General features: G+C 56.3%; 25 protein-coding genes and 1 other RNA gene. 11 read left to right on the plus strand and 15 right to left on the minus strand.

Going from position 1 to position 24,534, the window contains the following annotated elements; all coding sequences use genetic code 11:
- Positions 1-354, minus strand: a complete 354-nt coding sequence (locus JYB84_RS16915) for a RidA family protein (protein WP_207321175.1) — start codon at positions 352-354, stop codon at positions 1-3.
- 45 nt (positions 355-399) lie between these two features.
- On the minus strand, positions 400-1,869 hold the full coding sequence (locus tag JYB84_RS16920) for a Na+/H+ antiporter NhaC family protein (protein ID WP_207321176.1): 1,470 nt from the start codon (positions 1,867-1,869) through the stop codon (positions 400-402).
- A gap of 184 nt (positions 1,870-2,053) precedes the next feature.
- On the opposite strand from JYB84_RS16920, the gene zapB reads away from it, so the two are divergent.
- On the plus strand, positions 2,054-2,257 hold the full coding sequence (zapB, locus tag JYB84_RS16925) for a cell division protein ZapB (protein ID WP_207321177.1): 204 nt from the start codon (positions 2,054-2,056) through the stop codon (positions 2,255-2,257).
- Here the strand turns inward: zapB and JYB84_RS16930 are convergent.
- From JYB84_RS16930 to JYB84_RS16960, 7 genes are all read right to left on the minus strand, one after another.
- Positions 2,254-2,466, minus strand: a complete 213-nt coding sequence (locus JYB84_RS16930) for a DUF1107 domain-containing protein (RefSeq protein WP_207321178.1) — start codon at positions 2,464-2,466, stop codon at positions 2,254-2,256. The two genes, zapB and JYB84_RS16930, sit on opposite strands and share 4 nt — an antisense overlap.
- 352 nt (positions 2,467-2,818) lie before the next feature.
- Positions 2,819-3,430: a thiol:disulfide interchange protein DsbA/DsbL gene (locus JYB84_RS16935; protein ID WP_207321179.1), complete on the minus strand. Its 612-nt coding sequence runs from the start codon at positions 3,428-3,430 to the stop codon at positions 2,819-2,821.
- A 115-nt stretch (positions 3,431-3,545) separates the two neighbouring features.
- Positions 3,546-4,529 carry a serine/threonine protein kinase gene (locus JYB84_RS16940; RefSeq protein WP_207321180.1) on the minus strand — a complete coding sequence of 328 codons (984 nt, stop codon included), beginning with the start codon at positions 4,527-4,529 and terminating at the stop codon, positions 3,546-3,548.
- On the minus strand, positions 4,526-4,846 hold the full coding sequence (locus JYB84_RS16945; protein ID WP_207321181.1) for a DUF3630 family protein: 321 nt from the start codon (positions 4,844-4,846) through the stop codon (positions 4,526-4,528). The genes JYB84_RS16940 and JYB84_RS16945 overlap by 4 nt, the downstream gene beginning before the upstream one ends.
- 21 nt (positions 4,847-4,867) lie before the next feature.
- On the minus strand, positions 4,868-6,316 hold the full coding sequence (locus tag JYB84_RS16950; protein ID WP_207321182.1) for a protein adenylyltransferase SelO: 1,449 nt from the start codon (positions 6,314-6,316) through the stop codon (positions 4,868-4,870).
- Entirely contained in the window at positions 6,306-6,608 is a 303-nt protein-coding gene (locus JYB84_RS16955) for a hypothetical protein (RefSeq protein ID WP_207321183.1), read from the minus strand. Before JYB84_RS16955 ends, JYB84_RS16950 begins: the two co-directional genes overlap by 11 nt.
- A 100-nt stretch (positions 6,609-6,708) precedes the next feature.
- Positions 6,709-7,458: a hypothetical protein gene (locus JYB84_RS16960; protein WP_207321184.1), complete on the minus strand. Its 750-nt coding sequence runs from the start codon at positions 7,456-7,458 to the stop codon at positions 6,709-6,711.
- 309 nt (positions 7,459-7,767) lie between these two features.
- Between JYB84_RS16960 and JYB84_RS16965 the strand changes: the two genes are divergently transcribed.
- Together JYB84_RS16965 and JYB84_RS16970 are read left to right on the plus strand one after the other, a co-directional pair.
- Positions 7,768-8,163, plus strand: a complete 396-nt coding sequence (locus tag JYB84_RS16965; RefSeq protein ID WP_207321185.1) for a nitrous oxide-stimulated promoter family protein — start codon at positions 7,768-7,770, stop codon at positions 8,161-8,163.
- A 107-nt stretch (positions 8,164-8,270) separates the two neighbouring features.
- Positions 8,271-8,840 (plus strand): YSC84-related protein, encoded by a 570-nt coding sequence (locus tag JYB84_RS16970; protein WP_207321186.1) that lies wholly within the window; start codon positions 8,271-8,273, stop codon positions 8,838-8,840.
- Between the two features lie 67 nt (positions 8,841-8,907).
- Here JYB84_RS16970 and JYB84_RS16975 read toward each other — a convergent pair whose 3' ends face one another.
- The gene (locus JYB84_RS16975; protein ID WP_207321187.1) at positions 8,908-9,957 is read right to left on the minus strand and encodes an acyltransferase family protein; all 1,050 of its coding nucleotides are present in this window, start codon (positions 9,955-9,957) and stop codon (positions 8,908-8,910) included.
- A gap of 12 nt (positions 9,958-9,969) precedes the next feature.
- Positions 9,970-11,325: a hypothetical protein gene (locus tag JYB84_RS16980; RefSeq protein WP_207321188.1), complete on the minus strand. Its 1,356-nt coding sequence runs from the start codon at positions 11,323-11,325 to the stop codon at positions 9,970-9,972.
- Between the two features lie 262 nt (positions 11,326-11,587).
- On the opposite strand from JYB84_RS16980, the gene JYB84_RS16985 reads away from it, so the two are divergent.
- From JYB84_RS16985 to JYB84_RS17010, 6 genes are all read left to right on the plus strand, one after another.
- On the plus strand, positions 11,588-12,097 hold the full coding sequence (locus JYB84_RS16985; protein WP_207321189.1) for a GNAT family N-acetyltransferase: 510 nt from the start codon (positions 11,588-11,590) through the stop codon (positions 12,095-12,097).
- 95 nt (positions 12,098-12,192) lie between these two features.
- Entirely contained in the window at positions 12,193-12,588 is a 396-nt protein-coding gene (locus JYB84_RS16990) for a BlaI/MecI/CopY family transcriptional regulator (protein WP_207321190.1), read from the plus strand.
- Entirely contained in the window at positions 12,581-13,783 is a 1,203-nt protein-coding gene (locus tag JYB84_RS16995; RefSeq protein ID WP_207321191.1) for a M56 family metallopeptidase, read from the plus strand. The genes JYB84_RS16990 and JYB84_RS16995 overlap by 8 nt, the downstream gene beginning before the upstream one ends.
- Before the next feature lie 348 nt (positions 13,784-14,131).
- Positions 14,132-14,503: a hypothetical protein gene (locus JYB84_RS17000; RefSeq protein WP_207321192.1), complete on the plus strand. Its 372-nt coding sequence runs from the start codon at positions 14,132-14,134 to the stop codon at positions 14,501-14,503.
- A gap of 95 nt (positions 14,504-14,598) precedes the next feature.
- Complete coding sequence (locus JYB84_RS17005; protein WP_207323281.1) at positions 14,599-16,122, plus strand: putative bifunctional diguanylate cyclase/phosphodiesterase; 1,524 nt, start codon at positions 14,599-14,601, stop codon at positions 16,120-16,122.
- Between the two features lie 280 nt (positions 16,123-16,402).
- Positions 16,403-16,942 (plus strand): HPP family protein, encoded by a 540-nt coding sequence (locus JYB84_RS17010; RefSeq protein WP_207321193.1) that lies wholly within the window; start codon positions 16,403-16,405, stop codon positions 16,940-16,942.
- A 56-nt stretch (positions 16,943-16,998) separates the two neighbouring features.
- Here JYB84_RS17010 and JYB84_RS17015 read toward each other — a convergent pair whose 3' ends face one another.
- Positions 16,999-19,377 (minus strand): YgiQ family radical SAM protein, encoded by a 2,379-nt coding sequence (locus JYB84_RS17015; RefSeq protein ID WP_207321194.1) that lies wholly within the window; start codon positions 19,375-19,377, stop codon positions 16,999-17,001.
- A 181-nt stretch (positions 19,378-19,558) separates the two neighbouring features.
- Positions 19,559-19,954, minus strand: coding sequence for an MAPEG family protein (locus JYB84_RS17020; RefSeq protein ID WP_207321195.1), 396 nt, complete (start codon positions 19,952-19,954; stop codon positions 19,559-19,561).
- Between the two features lie 181 nt (positions 19,955-20,135).
- On the opposite strand from JYB84_RS17020, the gene JYB84_RS17025 reads away from it, so the two are divergent.
- Positions 20,136-21,356 (plus strand): threonine/serine exporter family protein, encoded by a 1,221-nt coding sequence (locus tag JYB84_RS17025; RefSeq protein ID WP_207321196.1) that lies wholly within the window; start codon positions 20,136-20,138, stop codon positions 21,354-21,356.
- 125 nt (positions 21,357-21,481) lie between these two features.
- Entirely contained in the window at positions 21,482-23,125 is a 1,644-nt protein-coding gene (locus JYB84_RS17030) for a ShlB/FhaC/HecB family hemolysin secretion/activation protein (RefSeq protein WP_407696005.1), read from the plus strand.
- Positions 23,126-23,185: 60 nt separating this feature from the next.
- Here the strand turns inward: JYB84_RS17030 and rnpB are convergent.
- Both rnpB and rsmI read right to left on the minus strand, forming a co-directional pair.
- Positions 23,186-23,559, minus strand: an RNA gene (gene rnpB, locus JYB84_RS17035) — RNase P RNA component class A.
- Between the two features lie 56 nt (positions 23,560-23,615).
- On the minus strand, positions 23,616-24,458 hold the full coding sequence (gene rsmI, locus JYB84_RS17040; protein WP_207321197.1) for a 16S rRNA (cytidine(1402)-2'-O)-methyltransferase: 843 nt from the start codon (positions 24,456-24,458) through the stop codon (positions 23,616-23,618).
- Between the last annotated feature and the right edge of the window lie 76 nt (positions 24,459-24,534).

Consider the following 24,534-nt stretch of genomic DNA (forward strand, 5'->3'; position numbering starts at 1 on the left):
TTAGGGCTTCAGGGCGGCGATAACCGACACTTCCACCAGGTACTCGGGTTCGGCTATCTTTGCCTCGACACAGGCCCTCGCCGGGGCATGGCCCCGGGGCACCCAGGCATCCCAGACCGCATTCATGGCATCGTAGTCGCCCATGTCTTTCAGATACAGGGTGGCACTGAGCAGATGCTCACGGGAGCTGCCGGCTTCCAGCAGCAGGGCGTCCACCTCCTCCAGCATGGTGCGGGTTTGCTCTGTGATCCCCTGGTATTTGTCCTTGGCCACCTGACCACAGAGGTAAACCAGGCCCTGGTGGATCACTATGTTGCTCATGCGCTGGCCCACACCCAAACGTCGAATTGTCATTGCTTTGCTCCCGTAAATTAAACAGTGAAATGTGCTTAACATCGGCTATTGGCCGATGACCCTATTGTTTGAGCGGGTCAGCCGGCGCAGCAGCGCCAGCATGACAGGCAAGAGGCCCAGGGCCAACAACAGCCCCCAGCCATAGCCCAGCCCCAGATTGAATAAAACATATCCCCCCAGACTGGCCAATGCCGCCATCATGGCAAAGGGCAACTGGGTCAGCACGTGCTGCTGCACTTCGCAGCCACTGGCGGTGGCACTGAGAATACTGGTGTCGGAAATCGGCGAACAATGATCGCCGAACACTGAGCCGGCCATCACGGCGCTGAGGGCCGGCAACAACAGTTCCGGCGCCAGGGAGTGGGCTATCTCGGCACAGATGGGGATCATGATGGCAAAGGTGCCCCAGCTGGTGCCGGTGGCGAAGGCCATCAAGGCACACAGCACAAAGATCCCCGGCAGCAGGAAGCGGGGCGACAACCAGAGTTCCGCAGTTTCGGCCAGCAACTTTGCCACCCCGAGATCCGCGATCGCCTTGCCCGTCATCCAGGTCAGCAGCAGTATGGCGATGGCGAGGGAAATATTGCGCAGCCCATGGAGCAGATCGCCAAGCAATTGCCCGACTTTACGGCCCCCGACGGCAGACAGCAGCAAGGCCACCAGGCAGGCCAGCAAGGCCGCATCCCGCATTGCTGTGCCTATGTCGGCGTTGGCAAGCCACTGGGCCAGATCCCCCCCTTGCTGAGCGCCCGAATACAGGGTCAGAATGACGGCGGCCGTCAGCAAAGTCAGTAAGGGCAACAGCAGTTGCCAGGGGCTGCCCCGGCGCAGCTCCCCATCCGTTGGCCTGGCCTGGGCCTCGGGCCAACCCCAATTGCCCCAGGCCACCAGCGCCAGCAACACCAGGGTGCAAATGGCATAGAGGTTATAACGGCCAATCTCGAGAAAGGCCGCCAGTGGCGGCAATGGCAGGAAACTTATGGCCGCCAGCAGTGCCATCACATAGGGGCCCCAACTGGAAAAGGGTACCAGTGAACACAGGGGCGAGGCACTGGCATCCACCAGGTAGGCCGCCTGCCCCTTGGGCAGACCGTAACGTTCGGCAATGGGGCGGCTGATGTGGCCCACCACCAGGCAACTGAAAATGCCGTCGATAAAGACCAGCCAGCCCAGCAGCATGATCCCCAAGCGGGCGCTGCGACCATCGCGAATGCGCCGCTCCAGCCAATGCCCAAAAGCAGCCACGGCACCGCCACGGGCCAACAGTTCGGTCATCACCCCCAGCAGCATCATGGCGGCCAGCACATTCAGGTGCCAACTTTGCCAGCCATCAAGGTAGAATTGCCCACTCAGGCTGTCCCCCAAATAGGCCAGAGTGGCCAGCGGCCCATAATCACTGAGCATGGCGGCGCTGGCCAGCACCCCAATCCCCAGGGCCAACAGGGTTCGGCGCAACACCAGAGCAAGTATCAGGGTCAGCAGCAAGGGCAGTAAATGGGTGGCGGAAATGTCCATAGGTGTGGGTGGGCTATGTCGGAAAATGCCAGCATAACCAGTCTGATAACAGAGTTGCAAAGAAAAGCCCCAAAAGCGTGGTCATTTCGGACGCTTTTTTGCGCTGTCGGCAAGAATGACTATGCCTGGGTCCACCGGGCTTGTTAGAATCTCAATCCCATACGGAAACCCAATAGGACTCCCCATGAGCCTTGAATTATTGTCCAAACTGGAAACCAAAATCCAGGCAGCGCTGGAAACCATTGAATTGCTCAAATTAGAGCTTGAAGAAGAAAAACAGAAGAGTGTTGGCTTAAGTGAGCAGAACCAACTCTTGCAACAGGAGCTCAACTCCTGGAATGAAAAAGTCACCGGCCTGGTTGGTCTGCTCAATAATCAGATAGATTAAGCGGTTTTAGCCTCTTGGCTTTGTGCCTCGATTAGCTCGTTCAGTTCCATGATGGCCTGCTTAACCTGCGGCAGGCTTTTTCTGGGAAGCAAAAACTTTCCCTTCTCAAACTCCAGCCTTCCCAGGTCTTTCACCCAGATCACCCCGGTCAGGAAAATCCTGACATGCTTGACGATCAGTTTGGGAGCGTAAACAGGAAAAACTCTCACGCGACCTCCTGTAATCTTGTTGGCGTTGTTTTCGGTACACTGTTTTGACCCACTTTGTACCAGTCTAGTTTCATTTTTCTAAGCCATTTTTTGTAAAATCATGCTTCCGTTAACGTAAACTGAAGCAATTGCTCACTTAACAAGCAGATTAATATAGCAAGTCAAGGATTTGGCACTTGCCAACAAAATGTCATACTGCTACATTGATGTCGTTACTCAGGGTAAAACTGAGCCATATGGCTCTATGCCGTGCTTCTTGCGACCAGGAAGTACGGTTTTTTTTATCCCGTCGCCGGCACACGGCAATAAAAAAAAGGAGCCTTAAGGCTCCTTTTTTTTATTGGGCTATCACTCAGGGCTTGTTGGTCGCCAGGTAAAAGGCAATATCCAGCAGCTCATCGTAGGACTTGATGGCGCCTGTCTCTACCCGGTATTTGCCATTGACCACCAGCGAAGGTACGCCGGAAATCTTGGCGTTTTCGGTATCGCGCTTCATCTTGGACATCTGGGCATTGACCATGAAGGAGTTGGCAGCGGCATCGAAAGCCTTGCCTTCCACGCCATTGGCCACAAACAGGGCACGAATATCATCACGGCTGGTGAAGTGCTCTTTCTTGGCATGGATGGCCTCAAACAGAGCGGCATCCATCTTTTCTTCCACGTTCAACTGGCGCGCTACGGCAAAGGCGCGGGACATTTCCTGTCCCATTTCGCGGCCGATAAAATCCACATGGGATTGGTTAAAGGTCACGCCTTCGGGCAGCTTCTCGGCAATCTTGGGAAGTACGGTTTTGGAGAAGTTGTAGCAGTGGGGGCAGAAGAAAGAGAAGAACTCGGTAACTTCGGGTTTGGCCGAGCCTGGGCCTTCGCTGATCACTGTGTAATGCACCCCTTCCTTGTACTCAACCGCCATGGAAACCAGGGGTGCGAACAACAGGGCAGCCATCAAAAGTACTTTTTTCATCTTTGGTTTTTCCTTAATACCGGCAATGCCGGCCATTGCGGGCACTTGTGTGCCCATACCTTAATACGGCTTTTGAGTGCTTCTCAAGCCCGGAGTTCAATTTTTTGGTGCCAATTCAATAGGGGATCAGGCTGAGCACAGGCTCATCCAGATTGGCCAGCTGTTCCTTGAAAGCCAGGATCTGCTGTTCCCAATACTTGTCACCGGCGAACCAGGGGAAATGCATCGGGAAGGCAGGATCGGCCCAGCGGCGGCTGAGCCAGGCAGTGTGATGCAGCATACGCAACGCCCGCAGTGGTTCTATCAGCGCCAACTCGCGGGTGTCAAAACTGCAAAATTCCTCATAGGCCTCCAGCAGGATTTCCAGTTGCAGCAGCCGCTGGCTGCGATCGCCGCTGAGCATCATCCACAGATCCTGAATCGCGGGTCCAGTGCGGGCGTCGTCGAGATCCACAAATCCCGGTCCATCGGGGGTCCAGAGAATATTGCCCGGATGCAGATCGCCGTGCAGCCTTAAGGTACCCGCCTCAAACCAACGCGATTTCACCGCCTGCAGCAGTTGTTCGGCCACGGTGAAAAACGCCTGCTCCAGGTAGGGTGGCACGTGCCCGGATTGCCTGAGCCAGGCGAGCGAGTCATCGCCAAAACCTTTCAGCGTCAGGGCCTCACGGCTGGTGAAGGCGGCGGATTTGCCCACCTGATGCAGGCGGCCGATAAAGTGGCCCACTGTCTCCAGTTGCTCCAGATTGTCGACCTCAAAGCCGCGTCCACCAATGGAGGGGAACAGGGCAAAGCGGAAACCGCCAAAGTGATGCAGGCTTTGACCATCTATGCACAGAGGCACCGCCAGCGGCACCTCGGCCTCGGCCAGTTCGAAGGCAAAACTGTGCTCCTCCAAAATCTGCGCGTCGCTCCACCGCTCGGGGCGGTAAAACTTGGCCACATAGCGCCGACCCCGATCACAGCGAAATTGGTATACCCGGTTCTCGTAGCTGTTCAGCGCCAGCAACCCGGTCTCGGGATAAATTCCCAGGGACTCCACCGCATCGAGGATCAGATCCGGGGTCAAGGCCTGGTAATGGAAAGCCGCATCGCTCATGGCTGTTGCTCCGGTTGCGGTTGCTCCAACTGCCTTTGCAGCAAGTGCTCCAGAAAGGCCAAGACTTCGATATCCTCGGCCCTGTCGCTGGCCAGCCAGGCCACATCGCCATAAAACTCATAATTGAGCCAGAGTTGGCAACCCTCAAAATCCAGCAACCACTGGTGGCGGTCGGCGCCCCACTGGCGTTCCAGCACCCGGCAATCCAGGGACTCGACCAAGGGCTCGGCAAAGGCGGCGAAGTCATCAAAGTTGATTTCGCCGCGGATTTGCAATGTGCCGGCGTCATTATCCAGCCACACCTGTTGTAATCTCATTTCACTCTCCAACAAAGGAATTCAGCTGCTGCAGGACATGATCAGCCCCTGGCCCCAATCCGGCGGCCGCTTGGCATAATCTTCTTTATCCGGTTGTTCATCAAAGGGCTTTTTAAGCAGTTCGAACAACTGTTGCAGCGGCTGATTGTCGCCCTGCTCTGCGGCGGCTATGGCCTCCTGGGCCAGATAATTGCGCAATATATATTTGGGATTGGCAGCGGCACGCTGCCTTTGCCACTGGGCCAAGTCCGCCGGCTGGCCCACGCGGTCACGATAGCTTTGATACCAGGCATCAAACCCCTGCAGATTTATCATATCGTCCCGCAGCGCGGGTTTGGGATCATTGGGATCCAGGGCGGCAAAACGCCTGAAACTCTGGGTATAGTCCAGGCGGTTGGCCTCCAGCAGCTGGGTAAATTCCCCGATAAGCGTCAGATCGCTTTGATCCTGCTCGTCACTGCCATCGGCACCCCAGCCCAATTTGGTACGCATCAAGGCCAGATAGGCCTGCACCAGTTCATCCTGATAGGTATTGAGCGCCGCCAGCAGATCGTCCGACGCAAGCACCGGCGTCAAGGCCTGGGCCAGGCGCTGCAGGTTCCACAGTGCCACCCCGGGTTGCTGACCAAAGGCATAGCGCCCCTCGGGATCCGAGTGATTGCAGATAAAGTCTTCCTTGAAGGTGTCGAGGAAGGCAAAGGGGCCGAAGTCGAAACTGTCCCCCAGGATAGACATATTGTCTGTGTTCATCACCCCATGGGCGAAACCGACCGCCTGCCAGTGGGCAATCATGCGGGCCGTGTCCCGCACCACTTCAAAAAACCAGGCCCGGTAACCGGCCATGTCCTGACTCAGATGGGGGTAGTGCTGGGCCAGGGTGAAGTTCAGCAACTGCAACAGTTTGTCTTTGGCACCGCGTTCGCTGTAACAGAAATATTCAAAGTGGCCGAAGCGGATATGGCTGCGCGCCAGACGCACTGTAATGGCGCCGGATTCCAGGCTTTCGCGCCATACCGGTAATTCCGAGCCTATCACCGCCAGGGCGCGGGTGGTGGGAATGCCTAAGTGAAACAGGGCCTCGGACACCAGAAACTCGCGCACCGCCGAGCGCAACACCGCCCGGCCATCGCCGTGGCGGGAATAGGGGGTCGGGCCGGCGCCCTTGAGGGCCACGTCCCAGGCGCCATTGGGCCCCATGGCCTCGCCCAGTATGATGGAGCGGCCATCCCCCAGTCTGGGACTGTAGCCACCAAACTGATGGCCACTGTAGACCTGGGCATAATAGCTGGCACCGGGAATTTCCTCATTGCCGGCCAAACCCTTGAGCAGCGCATCATCGGGCTGCTGCAAACCTATCAGACTCGCGGCTTCCGGGCTCCAGCACAGCCAGCGGGGATTGGGCAATCCGGCGGGCCATACCTGACTGTAGAACTCGGGCAGTTGCTCGAAAAAATCCTGCTTAAAGCGCATTCTCAGCCTCCTGCCAATCGCAGCGCAGGACCCTGTCCTGGGGTGCCAACTTATCATCGTCCACCAGCTCGCAGTGGCTGCCACAGCGAGATTCGCCTTTGCCCAGATGCTGCATGCCCTTGCCCTTGAGCAGGCATTGCTCCAGGCTGGGATAATATCCGGCGATATCGCCAAAGCGCCAGGGAGCCGATGCCGGCACGGCTTCACGGTACACCAGGGTCCAGTCGGGCGCCTTGGTGCAACCAAAAGCCAGCGGCAACAGCGACAGGTACAACAGGGGACGCAAGTTCATCGGTTCTCCGGATAAAAAAAGCGGTGCAAGGCGCACCGCTCTGCTGCGATCATTCTACAACGCCGGGGCGTCGCAATTAACCGCTTTTATCCTGAGGCTTTCAGGCACCGGCCTTGGCCTGGGCTTTTTCAATCCGGGCCACGCGGCCCTCGAAGCCGGTGACAGTGCCATCGCTGAGTTGATGTTTGATGGCCAGGCGACAGGCGGCCAATGCCGGCTCAAATTGACCGGCATCGCTGAGCAGGGTGGATGCCTGCATCAACCCGGCGCCCTTGATGGCTTCCCCCTGATCCAGCAAGGTCGCGACCAGGGACAGGTAATCGGCCGCCAAAGAGGCCCCCAAGGTCAGCCACTGGGTATCTTTGCGCTGTTTATAGCATTCGCCCAGGGCCAGCAGCAGGCTTTGGTGTTTCATCAGGGGATCGCCGGCAGCGGCCACATCCCCGAGTGCCTGCTTCAAGCTGTCACTGGCCCATTCGGGCGCCGCAGCCGGCGCCTGTGCCTGTGCCTGTGCCTGCACCTGGATAACCGGCTCTGGCTCTGGCTCTGGCTCTGGCTCTGGCTCTGGCTCTGGCTCTGGCTCTGGCTCTGGCTCTGGCTCTGGCTCTGGCTCTGGCACCACATCAGGCTGGGCGGCCTTGGGGGTAACAAGCTCTTCGGCCACAACAGGTGCAGCTTCCATCGCCTCGGCCTCGGATGGCGCCTCAACTTCGGGCTGGGTCTGCTCGGGCTGCTGTTGCAGCGGTTTGGCCGGCCTTGGTGGTTGCTGCTCTTCCCGCGCCAGTCGCTGGGCACGGCGATACAGATAAATGCCGATGCCGACCAGCAACAAGATAATAATGATTTTCATGGTTTCCACCTTGTATACCGGGCACTGACCCGGTGTCTGCTCTGAGCCGAAAGCGACACTCAGTTCGCCTTTGGCGTGCCATCCCTCCCCAAGGGAAATCAGGCGCATTCAGTGATTACTATTAACGCATTGTCTCCGATAAAATCAAGTATTTATCTCTGAATCAGCATCGGCCATCAAAATAATCAGGCTGCCCTGCCATCCCATGAACAACAATAGTGTGCGGCAGTTCAATTTTTCGGACTCTGCTGCTGTCGATACCGACTGCCGGGCTTATGATGAAGGCAGAGAACCGGGGAGGCATCCACAATGGCAAGCGACATCATACTTCTGGGAGGACTGCAGCAAGAGTTTGCCACCATAGAAGCCATGGTTAAGCTCTATTGCCGGGCTCACCATAAATCGACTTCAGCAGCTTGCCCCTGCCCCGATTGCATCGAGTTCCTCGACTATGCCAGGGAAAAGCTTGACCGCTGTCCCTATGGGGAGAAGAAACCGGCCTGCAATCGCTGCCCCATCCACTGCTACAAGCCAGAGCAAAGACAGCAGGCGAAAACCATCATGCGCTTCGCCGGACCGCGAATGTTACTGGCACACCCGCTGTTGGCCATACGCCACCTACGACTTGAGCGTCGCCCCGTACCTGACCTTCCCCAGGAAAATGTCTCTAATCGTCAGCGGCGCAAGCAGTTCAGCAACAACTGAATTACATTGCTGAACCCCGGCTGACCCGACAGTCGATTTTACCGTACCGGGGTTCCAATTCCGCAGCTGGCGGTTATGCTGAAATCAGTTCAGCAAAGGAGAACATCATGAAAAATCTGATTGTATCCCTCGGCACCGCCTTCATTTTGGCTCTGTCTGCCGCGACACCTGCCGTTGCCGACAGCTACCAGGATGCCCTGGCCAACTTCAAACAGGCCAATGAGACCCGCAGCTTCTTCAATTCCGCATACGGTTATGCCCTGTTCCCCACCATAGGCAAGGGTGGCATTGGCATAGGCGCAGCCTACGGCAAAGGTCGGGTATTCCGCGGTGGGGCCTATGTGGGCGACTCAAGCATGACCCAGCTGTCCATCGGCTTCCAGCTGGGTGGTCAGGCCTACAGTGAAATTATTTTTTTCCGCGATGCCAAGGCATTCCAGGAATTCACCAGCGGCAGTTTTGAATTTGGGGCCCAGGCCTCGGCCGTCGCCATCAATGTAGGCGCCAACGCCCAAGCCGGCACCACGGGCAATTCCGCCGGTGCCGGTCAATCAGGTGGAGAACAGGCCGCCACCGGCGCCTATGTTAACGGCATGGCGGTATTTACCGCCGCCAAGGGCGGGCTGATGTACGAAGCAGCACTCGCAGGTCAGGCCTTCACCTACGAGAGTAAATAAGCCAAGGTATGTGTTTATAAAGTAACAAGGCGCCCGAGGGCGCCTTGTTGTTTTACCTTGCCAAACATTACCAACCAATGAGACGCCTCGACCTGTCCCCCAGGCGGCGCTTTATCCACTTGGCAGTCCAGACACTGCCCAACATCAGAAACAGGAAAATCATTGCCGAGAACGCCAGCGCCGTCCAGGGATTGCCAGGCGGCAGCTTGTAGCGTGCCAACCCGGTAATAACCCCGAACAACAGAGAAAATAACGGGTGAATAAAGAAGATGGCAAAGCTCATTTCGGCCAAAGACTCCAGTCCGGCCTGGATCTTGGTCGGCAAATCCCTCGCGGCCAGCCACTGACACAAGCCCAGCACCAACAGGCAGAGGCAGAATTTCTGAATAAATTGCCAATCCAGGCCCTGGTATTCCCAGGCAAGCTTATGATAATTGCCCAAATGATCGGTGAAATAGCTCTGGTACACCAGGGTGAACACCAGACCCAGCAACGCCAGGATGCCAATGGGGAGCTTCAACCGCACCAGGCTCTGTTCATGGGCCGAATATTGGATCCCGAGCAAATAGAAGGGTGTGAAGTAAATCACCGATTGCACCACATTGATGTTGCCTATGGGCCTGTGCATGAAAATGGCGATCAGGGAGAAGAGTATCAACAGGGCCCAACGCCAGAAGGCGCTGAAACGGATATAGGCCGAATACAGCGGCGACAGGGCGAACACCGCCATGATAAAGGGAATGTACCAGTGGGGATAAAGCACATAGCCGTTGCGCACTGTGTAATAGATGCCCTTACCCACCTCGGTCAGAGGCCTGTGGTACATCAACGACCACTGCAGCGCCAGTGCCAGCAAGCCGAACAGGGACACCCACAAAAAAGGGTAAAGCACGTTGTGCACCTTACCCATAATGAATTCCCGGTAAATCAAGCGCGGATGAAACACCCTGTGGTAGAAGTAACCGGAAATAAACACGAACAGCGCGGTGCCGCCCCGCAACAGGTTTTCCAGCAAGGCGGGAAAGCCCTGACTGGAGTTGTATATGCTGTGCCCCAGCACGATCAGCACTATGGCCAGGCCCCGCATGTAGGTAAATTCAGGTTGATGTTTCTTCATCTTTCGATCCTGTTACAGCTCGGCGCAATAGAGACTGCGCCCGGCACTCTGGTGCAGCTCGGCGCGGATGACGCCCTTGAGCCGGTCACCATTCAATGACAGTTGACCATTTGTAAATGTGTGAGCCTGGGCCAGGGGGATCAGCAAGGCCGTCTCCAGACCATCACAGTCCTGCTCACCCACCAATTCCAGGGCATCCACATCCTTCAGCGCCAGCCCCTCAAGTTCACCATTGAGCCCCAGATAGGCCTGGGACGGCGTGTCCCCCAACACCATGATGTAGGGGCCGGCACGTACCCCTTGTCGATCCTCAAAATGGCTCTGTTCCACCACGGAGGGCACTATTAGCAGCGGCAATTCCGCATCCTGCAGCTCGGCCTCCAGGGATTTGAGCGCACCGTTGGTCGGGGTGTAATAAACATAATCGACAACCGGTTTGATCGTGGACCTTGGGTTGATACGACCGGCACTCACCGGCCCCAACAACAACTCCAACGGTAAACTGCCCTGGATGGCGGCATCCTGCCAACTGCCGGCCCCCCAACTGATATCCAGCAGCAAGCCGGCCAAAGCACCGATAAGACGGCTTTGAGCCTGGGCATCCATCGCGGCCGGTTGCCGTTTCAGCATGGCAACCACTTCTTCCTGCCAGCTTTTACCGCTGTGACTCGCCAGTTCCAAGGCCCGGGCCTTGATAGCCACATAGGCAGCCGTCCCCAGAGTCAGCTCGGCAGTGAACCCCAATTGATCTTCCCGGGGTGCCAGGGCACGCCAACGCAGACGCCAAAAGGCGGCCTCCGCCAACTTCTGTGGTCGCGCGCCCGGTTCGGCCAAGGCCTGTAACAACGCCTGCAGCAAATGCTGCCGCACCGACCGCACCTCGGCATTCAAAGGATAGATTTCGCCACTGAGTGAGGACTGCCACTCAAGCACACTCCATCCCGATTGCACATAGAAAATAAAGGCTTCCTGTAGCGTCTGCATCAGCAAGGACTCGGTCTGGGCTTCCGCTGCGGTGCAATCGGCCATCCCTTCAAGCACCAATACCGGCCAGCCCTGGTAATCGCCGAAACCGACACCGTTGCCGGCAGCGCCGACACCGTCCAACACGTCGTTATCGACACCAATAAGCTGACCGCTGCGCCACAGCCAGGGTTCCCCCTCCTGGCGATACACCAGCTGCTTGGCCGCCAGCTCATAGCCGGGCCAAACGCCATCGGCACGGTCAAGCAAGGCCTGCAACTGAGGGAGTATTTTCGCCGCATTCCGGGCACTGCAGGTTGGGGCGATATCGGGGGTGTCACTGGGCTGACCGGCCACCACACGGCTTGCCAAAAACAGCAAGAGTGCAGCGAAAAGATGCTTCATCGTTTGCTCAAACAATAGCCAAAGGAGGGTGAAAACGGCACAAGCATATAGCGGCCGGAGACTTTAGGGAATAGGGGCAGAAAACTATATTTGCATTGCGATATTTGGCCTTTAAAATCAATTAACTGCCAAAGCAACTCCCGCGGTCAATGTCAGTGATTTTGCGCTTGTTTCCAAGGGTATGCATGCCACTGGCACTTGCGCCCAGGTTGCGCGACCAATGAGCTGCCCGCAGAAAACCCAGCCACAGGAGGTTCCGGCCATGCACACCAGACTGCTCAGTGCCCCAGATGCCCATGCCATGGCCGACTATTTTCGCCGCAACCACGCCCATTTTGCCCCCTGGGAGCCCCTGCGGCCCGAGGGTTTTCACAGCCTTGCCAACTGGCAAAGTCGCATCCGTGACATACAGGCCGAAGGCAGCCAGTGCGCCTGGCTGGTACTTGCCGATGAACGCCACATTCTGGGGCACTGCGCCCTGTCCAACATAGTGGGCGGACCCTTCCAGGCCTGCTTTATGGGTTATGGCATTGACGGTCAATTGCAGGGCCGGGGCCTGGCCAGGCAGATGTGTGAAACTGCGCTGCAGTACGCCTTCGGCACGCTGAAGCTGCACAGGGTCATGGCCAACTACATGCCTGCCAATGTGCGCTCCGGCGCCCTGCTGGAACGCCTCGGTTTCGAACGGGAAGGATTTGCCCGCAGCTATCTGCAGATCAATGGTCGCTGGGAAGACCACGTACTCACGGCCAAAATCGCCCCCTGCGACTGACATCAAACGACCTGCGCAAAATTTCTGCTTGCGTTATTGATTACAAGTGTAATATGTTTTGTATTACAGTTGTAATCAATAGCCCAGGTATGATCATGACAGACACAGATATTAAAGACATCAGCCCCACCGAACTCGAAGTGCTCAAGGTGCTGTGGCAATCTTCCCCCTTGAATGCCAATGACATAGTGCAGCAACTCAACCAAAAGGATCAGTGGCACGAAAAGACGGTCAAAACCCTGCTGAACCGCTTGGTGAATAAGGGCGCAGTGGGTTTTGACAAAGACGGTCGCGCTTACAACTACTACCCCTTGCTGAGCCAACAAAGCTTCCAAAGCCGGGAAAGCCAGAGCTTTATCAAGCGGGTGTTCGGCGGCAAACTGGCCCCCCTGGTGGCAGGTTTTGCCGGCTCAAGCAAATTAACCCAGGATGATGTTGCCGAACTGAAGCAGCTGATCGATGCCTGGGAAAAGGAGCAAGGGCATGATTAATTGGCTGCTGGCTATCACGCCACCCTTGAGCCTGCTGCTGGCAACGATATTGTTACTCAGGCCCTGGGTGTTGACCCGCTTTGGCGCCCGTTTCCAGTATGGCCTCTGGCTGACAGTGCCACTGTTGCTGACCTTGCTGTCGCTGCCCATGGGGCTGCCGGCAACGGCTGATATGGAAACCTACCGGGTCACCTTGGGCAAACTGTCGCAACAGGCCAGTGAAATTGACTGGCTTGGTGGCGGATATTGGCTGGGGCTGCTTACCTGCCTGGGGTTACTGCTGCACAGCCTCATTCAGTTGGCCAAACTGCTGCGGAGTGCGTCGCCGCTGCCGGCACAGGGGCGGCTAAAGCTGCTCAGTTCAAATGACACCCTCAGCCCCTTTGTACTGGGATTCCTATCCCCGACCGTGGTTTTGCCATCGGGCTTTATGCACAAGACGCCGAACGAGGAAAAAAATCTCATCCTGGCCCACGAACTCGGGCATTGGCAGCGGGGCGATCTGCACCTCAACCTGCTGGCCATCAGCCTGGTTTGCCTGTGCTGGTTTAACCCCCTTTGTCTGCTGGCGTACCGTAGTTTCCGGCAGGATCAGGAACTCGCCTGTGACGCTGCCGTAACCGCCGGTCTCACCCAGGCAGAGCGTATTGCCTATGGCCGCGCGCTGATAGGCCATGCCACCCAGGTTGCCCGGAACTGGCAACCACTTTCACACCACTATGGAGATAAACACACCATGAAACAAAGACTCATGCAGCTCAAACGCCAACACGGCTTCAGCCGCAGCTCACTGCTGCTGCCACTGGTGCTGACCGCCGGGCTTGGCATCTGGAGCCAGGCGCCAGCTATCGCCGGTGAAAAGCAGGCCGCCCCCCATCCTGTGATGCGGGTTGAGCCCAAATATCCGGCACAGGCCGCCAAAGACTTGGTGGAAGGCTATATCCAGGCCAGGTTCGACATAGGCCAGGACGGGCGGGTATCCAATGTGACCATATTCAAGTCAGAACCCGCCGGCGTGTTTGATCAGGCCGCCATCGCAGCGCTCAATAAATGGCAGTATGAGCCCAAGGCCACCAAAGCCATGGAAGTACAACTCGATTTCAGAATGGGCCCGCCAGGGGCCAGCGACAAACGGGCCGATAATGATGAACGCGAACGTATAGACGTACTGCCTCACAGTGACAAACAGCACTGAGACCATTCTGGCGGTGATTAACCGCGACGCTTGACCAGGCGTTAATCAGGCATCTCCACAAGCGGGCCGGCCCTTGTGGTATTGCGATAGTGACAGCGCTCAAGATCAATTCATTCCACTTTTACACCCAGTCCAAGCGACTGAACCTCAAAAAGCAGAGCAACGAGCTGCTATGTCTGCCAGCTTGGGCCATGCAGTCAAACAGCCATTGAAACAGGCAACCCAGCATAAAGGTGGTCACATAATTTGGTTCATCTTGATATAAATGCACCAAAATGACATTTAAGCTACCAAGGCAACCAGCAACCAAACCCTGTTAGTAACGGGACTATCTGTTAAGGAAGAAAAATGGAATTTATCTTTTACTTGGCCACGTTATTACTGATTTCAGTGGCGTTCGCTCATTCATACCTGGGTGAACGCTATATCCTGTGCAGATTGTTCAAGCGCGACAATCTGCCCAAATTATTTGGCAGTGACGATTTTACCAAACGCACCCTGAGGTTTGCGTGGCATCTGACATCCGTTGCCTGGTTGGGCATGTCTGCGATAGTGGCAGTGATGGCGCAACCGGAACTGAATAAGTCCTTGCTTGGACAAATTATTGCACTGACTTTTGCGGCCCACTTCCTGGTGGCACTCCTGGGCTCCAAAGGCAAACATCTGTCTTGGATGGTATTCGGCGCTGTGAGTCTTTTGGTGGTTTGGGGTTCGACCTGAATCAGGATGGCGCCAGCGTAAAAGCGAGTTTCAGTCCACTTTCAGCTAAGCTGTGTTATTTTTAATTGAACAATAAATGACCGAGTCGGTTGGCGATGGAAAAAGCTGTTACTTCAGCTGTAAAAATCACAATCATATATGCCGTTTTCGCCGGTCTTTGGATCTTCTTTTCCGATATCGCCGTTGAGTTGTTGTTCGATACCCCACAACTGCGCGCCACAGCCCAAACCTACAAAGGTCTGGCCTTTGTTTTTGTTACCGCTGCTCTATTATTGATGTTGGTCCTGAAGAGCAATCAGGCTCTGGAAAAGGCTAACGATATTGATAGGCTCACGGGATTGCGCAGTATCAGTGTATTTATTGACGCTCTCAATTTCACCATTCGGCAATTGAAACCCAATGACCGGCTCATTCTGGGCTACTTGGATATAGATGATTTCAAAAGCATTAATGAGCGTCACGGATTTGACCGGGCTGATAATTTTTTGTACGAACTTGCCCGCGATATCAGTGATGCAGTGCTACCTGGATCTGTAGTATCACGTTTGCACGCCGATCAGTTTGCCAGTTTTGCCAAATTGGATGAGTCTGTTGACATGGAGGCCCATGTTCGGGAATTCCAGCACTTGTTTGCCTATCGAGCCAGACAACATGGAATAGACGCCACCTGCAGCATTGGCGTGGCTTTATATCCCGCAGATGGGACAAATGCCAAGGAAATGATGGTATCGGCTACCGAAGCTCTGAATATTGCCAAGCAAAAAAAGAACGCTATTCAGTATCATGACAAGACCCTGACTGACAAAGCCATGCAACGGCGACAGCTGGTGCTGGATCTGCGCAAGGCTATTGCCGAGCATCTGTTAGCAGTGGTGTACCAACCCAAGTATAACTTAACTACGCTAACACCCTGTGGAGTTGAAGTTCTTGTGCGTTGGAATCATCCGGTAAAAGGTTATATTTCCCCCGAGGTGTTTATCCCTATTGCAGAGGAAAACGGTTTAACCGGTGCAATCTCAAAATTAGTGGTGGAGAAAGCCGCACAGGAACTGGGTAATGCAGGTTTATTAGGCACCTTGATTCAGCATGTTTCAGTGAATGTTTCCGCAGACGAGTTTAACAATGCCGACGAGATGTACTCGCTGACACAATTCATTAAGAATCAGGTCTGTCTGGCACCCTATATAAGGATTGAAATTACCGAAACCGCAACCCTTACAGATATGCGCAAAAGTGTTGAGATCATCTCCAACCTGCAAGCAAGTGGTATCACTTTTTCCATCGATGATTTCGGTACCGGCTACACCTCGTTGGCAATGCTGAAAGATTTAACCGTGGATGAAATCAAGATTGACCGTAGTTTTGTATCGGGAGTAGAGCAGGATGAGCGCTCAAAAACTATAGTGAATGCCATTATTGCCATGGCCAAAAGCTTTAATATTCACATTGTGGCCGAGGGTGTAGAAAATGCGGCCCAACTTAAAATCCTGCAGGATATGGGATGCCAGCAAGCCCAAGGCTACTTTTTTAGTCGCCCACTGCCAGTTAACGAGTTACTTCAGCTTCTGGCCTCGAATGCTAATGATTCAATACTGAACCAAAGCAGCACCTTCACCTGAAGGCGAACGTGCCTATATCCGTATACCTCTAAAACCGAGCGAAGCTATTACGGCGAGCAGGGAATTGGACAATGAAGAAACTGCCCTCTCCTTTGCCGATAAAATGACCAAAAAACCATGACAACTTATTAGCTAGCAGGCGTCATGGCATCAGTTAAAGCAAACCTTTCCCTCATTTTTCCAGTGGTTGAAATACATCTTTTATCCGGTTACCGTCTTGGGCACTCGGTGCAAAGGGATTCATCCCGGAGGCAGCAGTCTGAGTTGGGGGAAGCAGTCGATGAAGTGTTATTTGCGCAGGATGCGGTCCAAGGACGCTTGCCCACCGCGCAAGCCGTTGAAAAAGATTGTCTGGTCCTGGCTCGGGGCCTTTGTGGGTATCTTTCTGGTGGCCAGTCTCGGCCAAATGTTGGGGCCGGCGCAGATGTTCATTATCGGCTCCTTCGGTGCCTCGGCGGTGCTGATCTATGGCGCGCCCATGGCCGAATTTTCCCAGCCACGCAATCTGATCTTCGGTAACCTGATCTCGGCCGTTATCGGTGTCAGCGTGTACCTGCTCTGTGGCAACAATATAGTGCTGGCCTCTGCTTTGGCTGTGTCCTTGGCCATTGCCGCCATGCACCTGAGCCGCACCATGCATCCACCGGCGGGCGCTGCGGCCCTTATCGCGGTGATAGGCGGCGATACAGTGCATTCCCTTGGCTATCAGTATGCGCTGACACCGGTTTTGACGGGCTCCCTGGTGTTATTGCTGGTCGCCCTGCTGGTCAACAACCTCTCCTCCAACCCCAAGCGTCACTACCCCAGGTATTGGATCTGACCGGACTTGGCTTGGGATTTGGCCCATAAAAAACGCCGCATAATGCGGCGTTTTCGTTATTTAGCCTTGGCTTTTCCACCCTGCTTGGCGCCCTGCGGCTTGCCTTGTGGTTTTCCAAAGACCGGCTTGGCGCCTGGGCGGGGGCTGCCTTTACCCTGGGATTGGCCCTGGGCTTTGCCTGGGCTTTTACTTGGCGCTTTGCCCGATGCCTTGACCATTTCCTTGCCAGAGGTCTTGCCGTCTGCGCTGCGAGCTTTCCCTTTGGCGGCTCCTGCGTTTGTGCCCTTGCGGTCGTCAAACTGGTTGCCGCTGAAACGGGTAAAGGCCTGTTGACCTTTCTCGGCCTTGGCACCTTTGCCGGCCCAGGCTTCGGCGCGGCCCTCGGGCGGCACCAGATGCTGGGGACCGGTACCTATCAGGTATTCCTTGCCCATGGCCACCAGGGCCTCGCGGATCAACGGCCAACCGGCGGGATCGTGGTAGCGCAGCAGCGCCTTATGCAGGCGGCGCTGACGGCCCTTCTTGGGCACGGGGACCTGCTCGCTGCTGTGTTTGACGTTCTTCAGCGAGTTCAGCTCGGTGTGATAGATAGTAGTGGCATTGGCCATGGGCGACGGATAGAAGTTCTGCACCTGATCGAGCTTGAACTTGCGCTCCTTGAGCCACAGCGCCAGGTTGAGCATGTCCTCATCCGTGGTACCCGGGTGGGCGGAGATAAAGTAAGGGATCAGGTACTGCTCCTTGCCCGCCTCTTTGGAGTACTTGTCGAACAGTTCCTTGAATTTGTCGTAGGTGCCCATGCCCGGCTTCATCATCTTCGACAGCGGGCCTTCCTCTGTGTGCTCAGGGGCAATTTTCAGATAGCCACCGACGTGATGCTTGGCCAGCTCCTTGACGTAACGGGGATCTTCGATGGCGAGATCGTAACGCACCCCGGAGGCAATCAGTACCTTCTTGATACCGGGCACATCACGGGCGGCGCGGTACAGGTCTATGGTGTGCTGATGGTCGGTGTCCAAATGGCCACAGATGCTGGGGAATACACAGGACAGGCGTCGGCAGGTCTTCTCGGCCTTTTCGCTCTTGCAGCCCAGGCGGTACATGTTGGCAGTGGGTCCACCGAGATCGGAGATCACCCCGGTAAAACCCGGAACCTTAGCCTGGATATCCTTGATTTCTTTGACTATGGATTCCTGCGAGCGGCTCTGGATAATGCGGCCCTCGTGCTCGGTTATCGAGCAGAAGGAGCAGCCGCCGAAACAGCCACGCATGATGTTAATCGAGGTCTTGATCATGTCGTAGGCCGGGATCTTCTCCTTGCCATAGACGGGATGCGGCACCCGCTGGTAAGGGAGGTCGAATACCGCGTCCATTTCATCGGTATTGAGCGGCCAGGCCGGGGGGTTGACCCAGACACCGCGATCGCCGTGTGGCTGGAACAGAGCCCGGGCACAGCCCGGGTTTTGCTCCTGGTGCAGAATGCGCGAGGCGTGGGCGTACAGGTACCTGTCTTCGCTGACCCGCTCAAACGCCGGCAGCAGCACATAGGTCTGCTCCCAGGGCCGCGGCTTGGGCGGCTGAATGCTGATGGGCTTGGCCACTGTCACGCCATCGGGGGCTGTCTCTTCATTGAAGATCTTGGTGTCAGTGGGGCCGGACAGGTTTTGGCAGCCCACATCGTCGGCGCCATAGGGATTGGGTATGGGGTCAATCTTGTGCAACTGATCGATTTTGCGCGAGTCCATGCCACGCCACTCGGGCATGGGGGTCTTGCTGATCACGGCCGTACCGCGTATCTGGGTCAGCTCACTGACGGGCTCCCCCTTGGCGAGGCGGTGGGCAATCTCCGCCAGCGGGCGCTCGGCGTTGCCATAGACCAGGATGTCGGCCTTGGCATCAAAGATCACGCTGCGACGCACCTTATCGGACCAATAGTCGTAGTGGGCTATGCGGCGCAAGCTGGCCTCGATACCGCCGATCACCACGGGCACGTCCTTGAAGGCTTCCTTACAACGCTGGGTATAGACGGTTACCGCCCGGTCGGGGCGCTTGCCGCCAATGTTGCCCGGGGTATAGGCATCGTCGTGACGCAGTTTTCTGTCGGCCGTGTAACGGTTGATCATCGAGTCCATGTTGCCGGCCGTAACCCCGAAGAACAGGTTCGGCTTGCCCAGGGTCATAAAGGCATCTTTGCTGGACCAGTCAGGCTGGGAAATGATCCCCACCCTGAAGCCCTGGGCCTCCAGCATACGGCCGATAACCGCCATGCCGAAACTGGGGTGATCCACGTAGGCATCCCCTGTCACCAGGATAATGTCGCAGCTGTCCCAGCCCAGCTTGTCCATCTCGGCGCGGGACAGGGGCAAAAAGGGCGCAGTGCCGTAACACTCGGCCCAATATTTGGGATAACTGAAAAGGGTGGATTCAAGGCGCATTACTGGTACCCGACAACTGGCTCACACTGATAAAACCGACCGCGCGGAGGCGGCCTTTCCAAGGGCGCGGAGTATAGCAGGCCGCCGCCCTTAAGTGTGACTAAAAAATCACCAAAAACCGAGTTTTTTTGTCCAAATGACAGTAGCCACAATTAAGCTGTGGCTATTGTCAGCTCTGGGATTAGCCCTGGATAAAGGCCCACAGATTGAACAGCGCCAACGTCAGTAGCACCAGCCAGGTGAACAATGTGCCGTTGAAACGGCCAAAGTGGTAACCGCCACCGCCCTGGGTCAGGCCTATGGCATGCAGCAGCCGCGCCGCCAGCCAGACGCTGCCCAGCAGGTGCAGCCAGGCCGGCGCCATGCCATTGCTCTCGGCCACCACCAACATCAGCATAATCAGCGGTGCATTTTCCATTAGATTGCCGTGGACCCGCATCGCCAACTGCAGCTGACGATTGCCACCGCTGCCGACACCAATCTTTTCCCGGCGCCGGATACGGACAACCCGCCAGCTCAGCACTATCATCAATACAGCCGTCAGACTGATATATACACCCGAAATGGCCAATGACATGGCGTCTCCCTGCACTCTCGATACTGTGACTCCGACGGGGAGCCGGAGGTCAGCTAAAAATTTGAAATGTCATTAAAACCCGTTAACCCTTTGTAGGCAAGATAGGGTAATATTCGCGCCGATCCGGGGCCAACAGACGCCGTCCGGTTAAGGTCAGGTTTTCAGTTTATGGAACACAGTGGTGGATAACGCGGAATTCATTGAAAAAAGGCGTTTTATCATTAAGTTGGGTAAGGCGTTGCACAAGTTTGGCACGCCGGCGTACCGACTGGAGACCCATTTGCAAAATGTGTCGCGCATGCTCGGCATCGAAGGCTATTTCCTGATCTCCCCCACTTCCATGACCTTTGTGCTGCAACACGATGCCGATCAGGAATACAACCACCTGGCCAGGGTGAAACCCGGCGAGCTGGACTTGGGCTCACTGGCCCGCACCGATGAACTGGTGGACGAGCTTATCAGCGGCAAGCGCACCCTCACCGAAGCCATGGAGCGACTGGAAGAAATCGCCAACAAGCCCAATCCCTATGGCCCGCTGCTGACCCTGCTGGCCTTCGGCTCCTCGGCGGCAGCCTTTGCCATGTTGGTGGGCAGCGGTTGGACCAACGTGTTCTGGTCCGGCATCCTGGGACTGCTGGTGTATGGCCTGGTGTACCGCGCCGAGCGCTCCAAACGTATGGCGGAAATGCTCGAACCGCTGGCGGCCATTGTCTGCGCCATCGGCGCCTGTGCCATCAGTCGCTTCGATCCCGGCCTTAATATTCCCGTGGTGATCCTCTCCAGCATCATCATCTTTATTCCCGGTCTGGCTTTGACCCTGGGACTGGCGGAGCTGGCGGCGCGGGACTTAATGTCCGGCACCATGCGCATCATGGATGCCGTGATGCTGCTGTTCAAACTCTATTTCGGCGCCGTGCTGGGCATGGTGGTGGGCCGGGCCCTGTTCGGCGAACATATTTATGTTGAGCCGGCGCCGCTGCCCAAGTTTGCCATCTGGTCGGCGGTGCCCATATTGTCCATGGCGCTGGTGATCATCTTCAAGGCGCGGATGAAGGACGCACCCTGGGGCGTGCTTGCCGGTATTGTGGCCTTTTTCTCGGCCATGCTCGGCGGTATCTATCTGGGCGATTCCATCGGTATCTTCTTCGGTGCCTTTGCGGTCGGTATCTATTCCAACCTGTTTGCCCGCTGGATGAAGGCCCCCGCCTCCATCGCCCTGTTGCAGGGCATAGTGATACTGGTGCCGGGCAGCAAGACCTATATCGGTCTCAATGCGCTCATTTCCGGCGAGACCATGCTCAACCAGGCCCACATAGGCTCGCAGATTTTTCTGATCTTTATGTCACTGATCGCAGGACTTATTTTCGCCAACGTGGCCGTACCGCCAAGACGCACGCTCTAATCCCCGTGGGCCGCGGATTTCACCCTGGCCCCATAATAGCCACCAGCTTATTTTTAGCCCCCAACCTTGACGAAGCCGTCCCAGGCATATGTTATTAGACTATGGCTGAGACATTTCGGACAAAGATGATGGTGAAGATCAGGCTGTTATTGCTGACCCCCGCGCTGCTGCTCAGCCCTTGGCTGATGGCCGACGAGCGGCAGGCAATAGCAACCCAGACCGGGGACGCCCAAGAGGCGCCACAGTGCCCGGTCAATCGAATCATAGTCATCAGCCATCCCATTTTTGACGAATCGGATCCCGACACCTTCTTTATCCATCGCTGGGCCAACTTCCTGCACATCAACACCCGTGAGTCCACGGTGCGCAAACTGCTGAGCTTCAAGGAGCAGGACGAGGTCGACAGCAAAGATCTGGAGGAAGCCCAACGGCTGTTGCGGGCCGAACCCTTCCTGCGGGATGCGGCGATTCATTTTGCCGAGCCGGATCCACAGGCCGACGACACGGGCCCGGGAAAAGATGTGGTGGTGGAGACCTGGGACAACTGGTCACTGCTGCCGACCTTCAGTGCCAGCCGCACCGGTGGCGCCAGCAGTTTTTCCTTTGGTATCAAGGAAGACAACCTGCTGGGCACAGGCATTCACACCCGGGTCAAGTACCAATCCAATGAAGACAGGACGGGGTATAAGCTGGCCTTTGACATGCCTTTAGCTGTAGTGCCCCACGGCCGTGTTGGCTTCGATTTTTACGACAACAGCGACGGTCAGGCCAAGCATCTGTACTTCGAGCGCCCCTTTTACACCCTGGACGGTGACAAGAGCTATGGCTTGGAATACCTGGATGATTTGCGCACCGATACCATCCGGCAGAATGGTCAGGATATCAATGAGTTTGAACACAGTGTCGATTACGCCAATGTGCACTATGGTTGGCTGAGTTATTACGATGGCCACAGTCTGCAGCGCTGGTCCCTGGGGCTGACCCGGGATCGCAACGACTTTGCCCCTTCTCCCCTGTATCCCGGTGGCCAGTTACCCCAGGACAGGGACTTCCTTTATCCCTGGCTGGGATGGGAGTACCTGCAGGATGACTTCCGGGTACTGCGCAATGTGCACCTGATTAATTACAACGAAGACTACAACCTGGGCTGGCATCACAGCGCCCGCCTGGGTTTTGAAACCCGGGATACGGACAATACCCTGGGCTATCATCTTGGCTGGCAAAGCAGCCGCGGTTACATGAACGATGATCACTTAATACTGCTGAACCTGGATGCCAATGCCACACTGGCGACCCGTCAAGCGAATACTTTCAAAACCAGTCTGCTGGCCGAGTATTTTTACCAGATCAATCCCAAATGGACCGCCTATGGCAAACTCAAACTCTCCGCCTCCCGCAATGCCTATTACGATCAGCAATTTGCTCTCGGCGATGAGACCGGCCTCAGGGGATTTCCCAACGATTACCAGCATGGAGATCATCAATGGTTGCTGAGCGCCGAGATCCGCAATTATCCCAATATCAACCTGTACCAATTGGCCGAACTGGGCTGGGCCGCCTTTGTGGACCTGGGCCAGTCCTTCGGCGGCGAAGCCGCCGACAATAATGAAATCCAGGGGCCCATAGGCGCCGTGGGCCTGGGGGCCCGCATCTATTCATCCCGCTCCAGCTACGGCCATGTGGCCCACATAGATATCACAGTCCCCTTTGTGGACGGAGAGCATGTGGACAGTTGGGAATGGCGTTTTCAGGTCAGAAACCATTTCTAACCTGTGGGCTAAGTGCCATTAAGACAAAAGGCCCCGCATTGCTGCGGGGCCTTTTTAAATGAGGTGAGTTGGCCTGTAAGCCGGGTCCTGTTCTCCCGAAGGAGCGGCAGCCATTCCTCTAGGCCTGCAATCGCTCACAGGCTCAAGCAATCTACCCGGTTCCAACGCGAGCCACGCATTAACTTACCTAGGTAAGCAGTGGAACCCTATTTGATCTTGCTCCGGGTGGAGTTTACCTTGCCACGAACTGTTGCCAGTCGCGCGGTGCGCTCTTACCGCACCGTTTCACCCTTACCGGCCCGAAGGCAGGCGGTCTGTTCTCTGTTGCACTTGTCGTCGGCTCACGCCGCCCAGACGTTATCTGGCACCCTGCTCTATGGAGCCCGGACTTTCCTCCCCGTTCTTGCGAACGCAGCGACTGCCCGGCCAACTCGCGGCGGATTATAGCCCAAGCACGGGGCCAGACCAAGGGCTTTCGCCCGGATGCCGCTTACCAGTCCTGTTCCAGACCGTATTTATAGAGGGCATTCTTCTTCAGGCCGTGGATTTGAGCAGCCAGGGCCGCAGCTTTTTTCAGCGGTAACTCCTCACACAGCAACTTCAACGTATCGAGCGCCTTGGCGGGCAGCGCCTCGTCATCGCCACTGCTGTGCCCATGGCACATCAGCACTATCTCGCCCTTTTGCTGGTTGGCATCGGCGGCAACGGCGGCGCAAACCTCGGCAGCCGTGCCGGAGAGGAAGGTTTCAAAGGTCTTGCTCACTTCCCTGGCCATCACCAGCTGGCGCTCGGCGCCAAAGACCTGAACTATGGCCTCCAGGCTGTAACAAATCCTGTGGGGTGACTCGTAAAAAATCAGCGTACGCGGGTCTTCCTTCAGCTCCTGCAACTTATCCAGCCGTGCTTTTTCCTTGGCGGGCAAAAAGCCTTCGAAGGAAAACCGGTCCGATGGCAGCCCCGAGGCCGACAGGGCCGTAATGGCGGCGCAAGGGCCCGGCAGGGGGATCACCTGGAATCCGGCCTGACGCACATGGGACACCAAGTGATAGCCGGGATCGGAAATCAATGGCGTACCGGCATCGCTTATCAGGGCCACAGCCTCACCGGCGGCCAACTTATCCACTATCCACTGGGCCCGGGCACGCTCGTTATGATCGTGCAACGCCGTGGTGCGGGTCGCAATGCCAAAATGGCTCAGCAGCTTGCCACTGTGACGGGTGTCCTCGCAGGCTACCAAACTGACGCCGCTAAGCACCTCGATTGCCCTTGGGCTCATGTCCCCCAGATTGCCTATGGGAGTGGGAACGATATAAAGCGCGCAGGGCAGTGACATATTTACCTCTGGTGTATGGCGGCCCAGGCTTTCACCCCGACCAAGAGAAGGTTAAACTTAGCGCAGCATATTACCA

The organism is Shewanella cyperi (assembly GCF_017354985.1).
Classification (GTDB): Bacteria; Pseudomonadota; Gammaproteobacteria; order Enterobacterales; family Shewanellaceae; genus Shewanella; species Shewanella cyperi.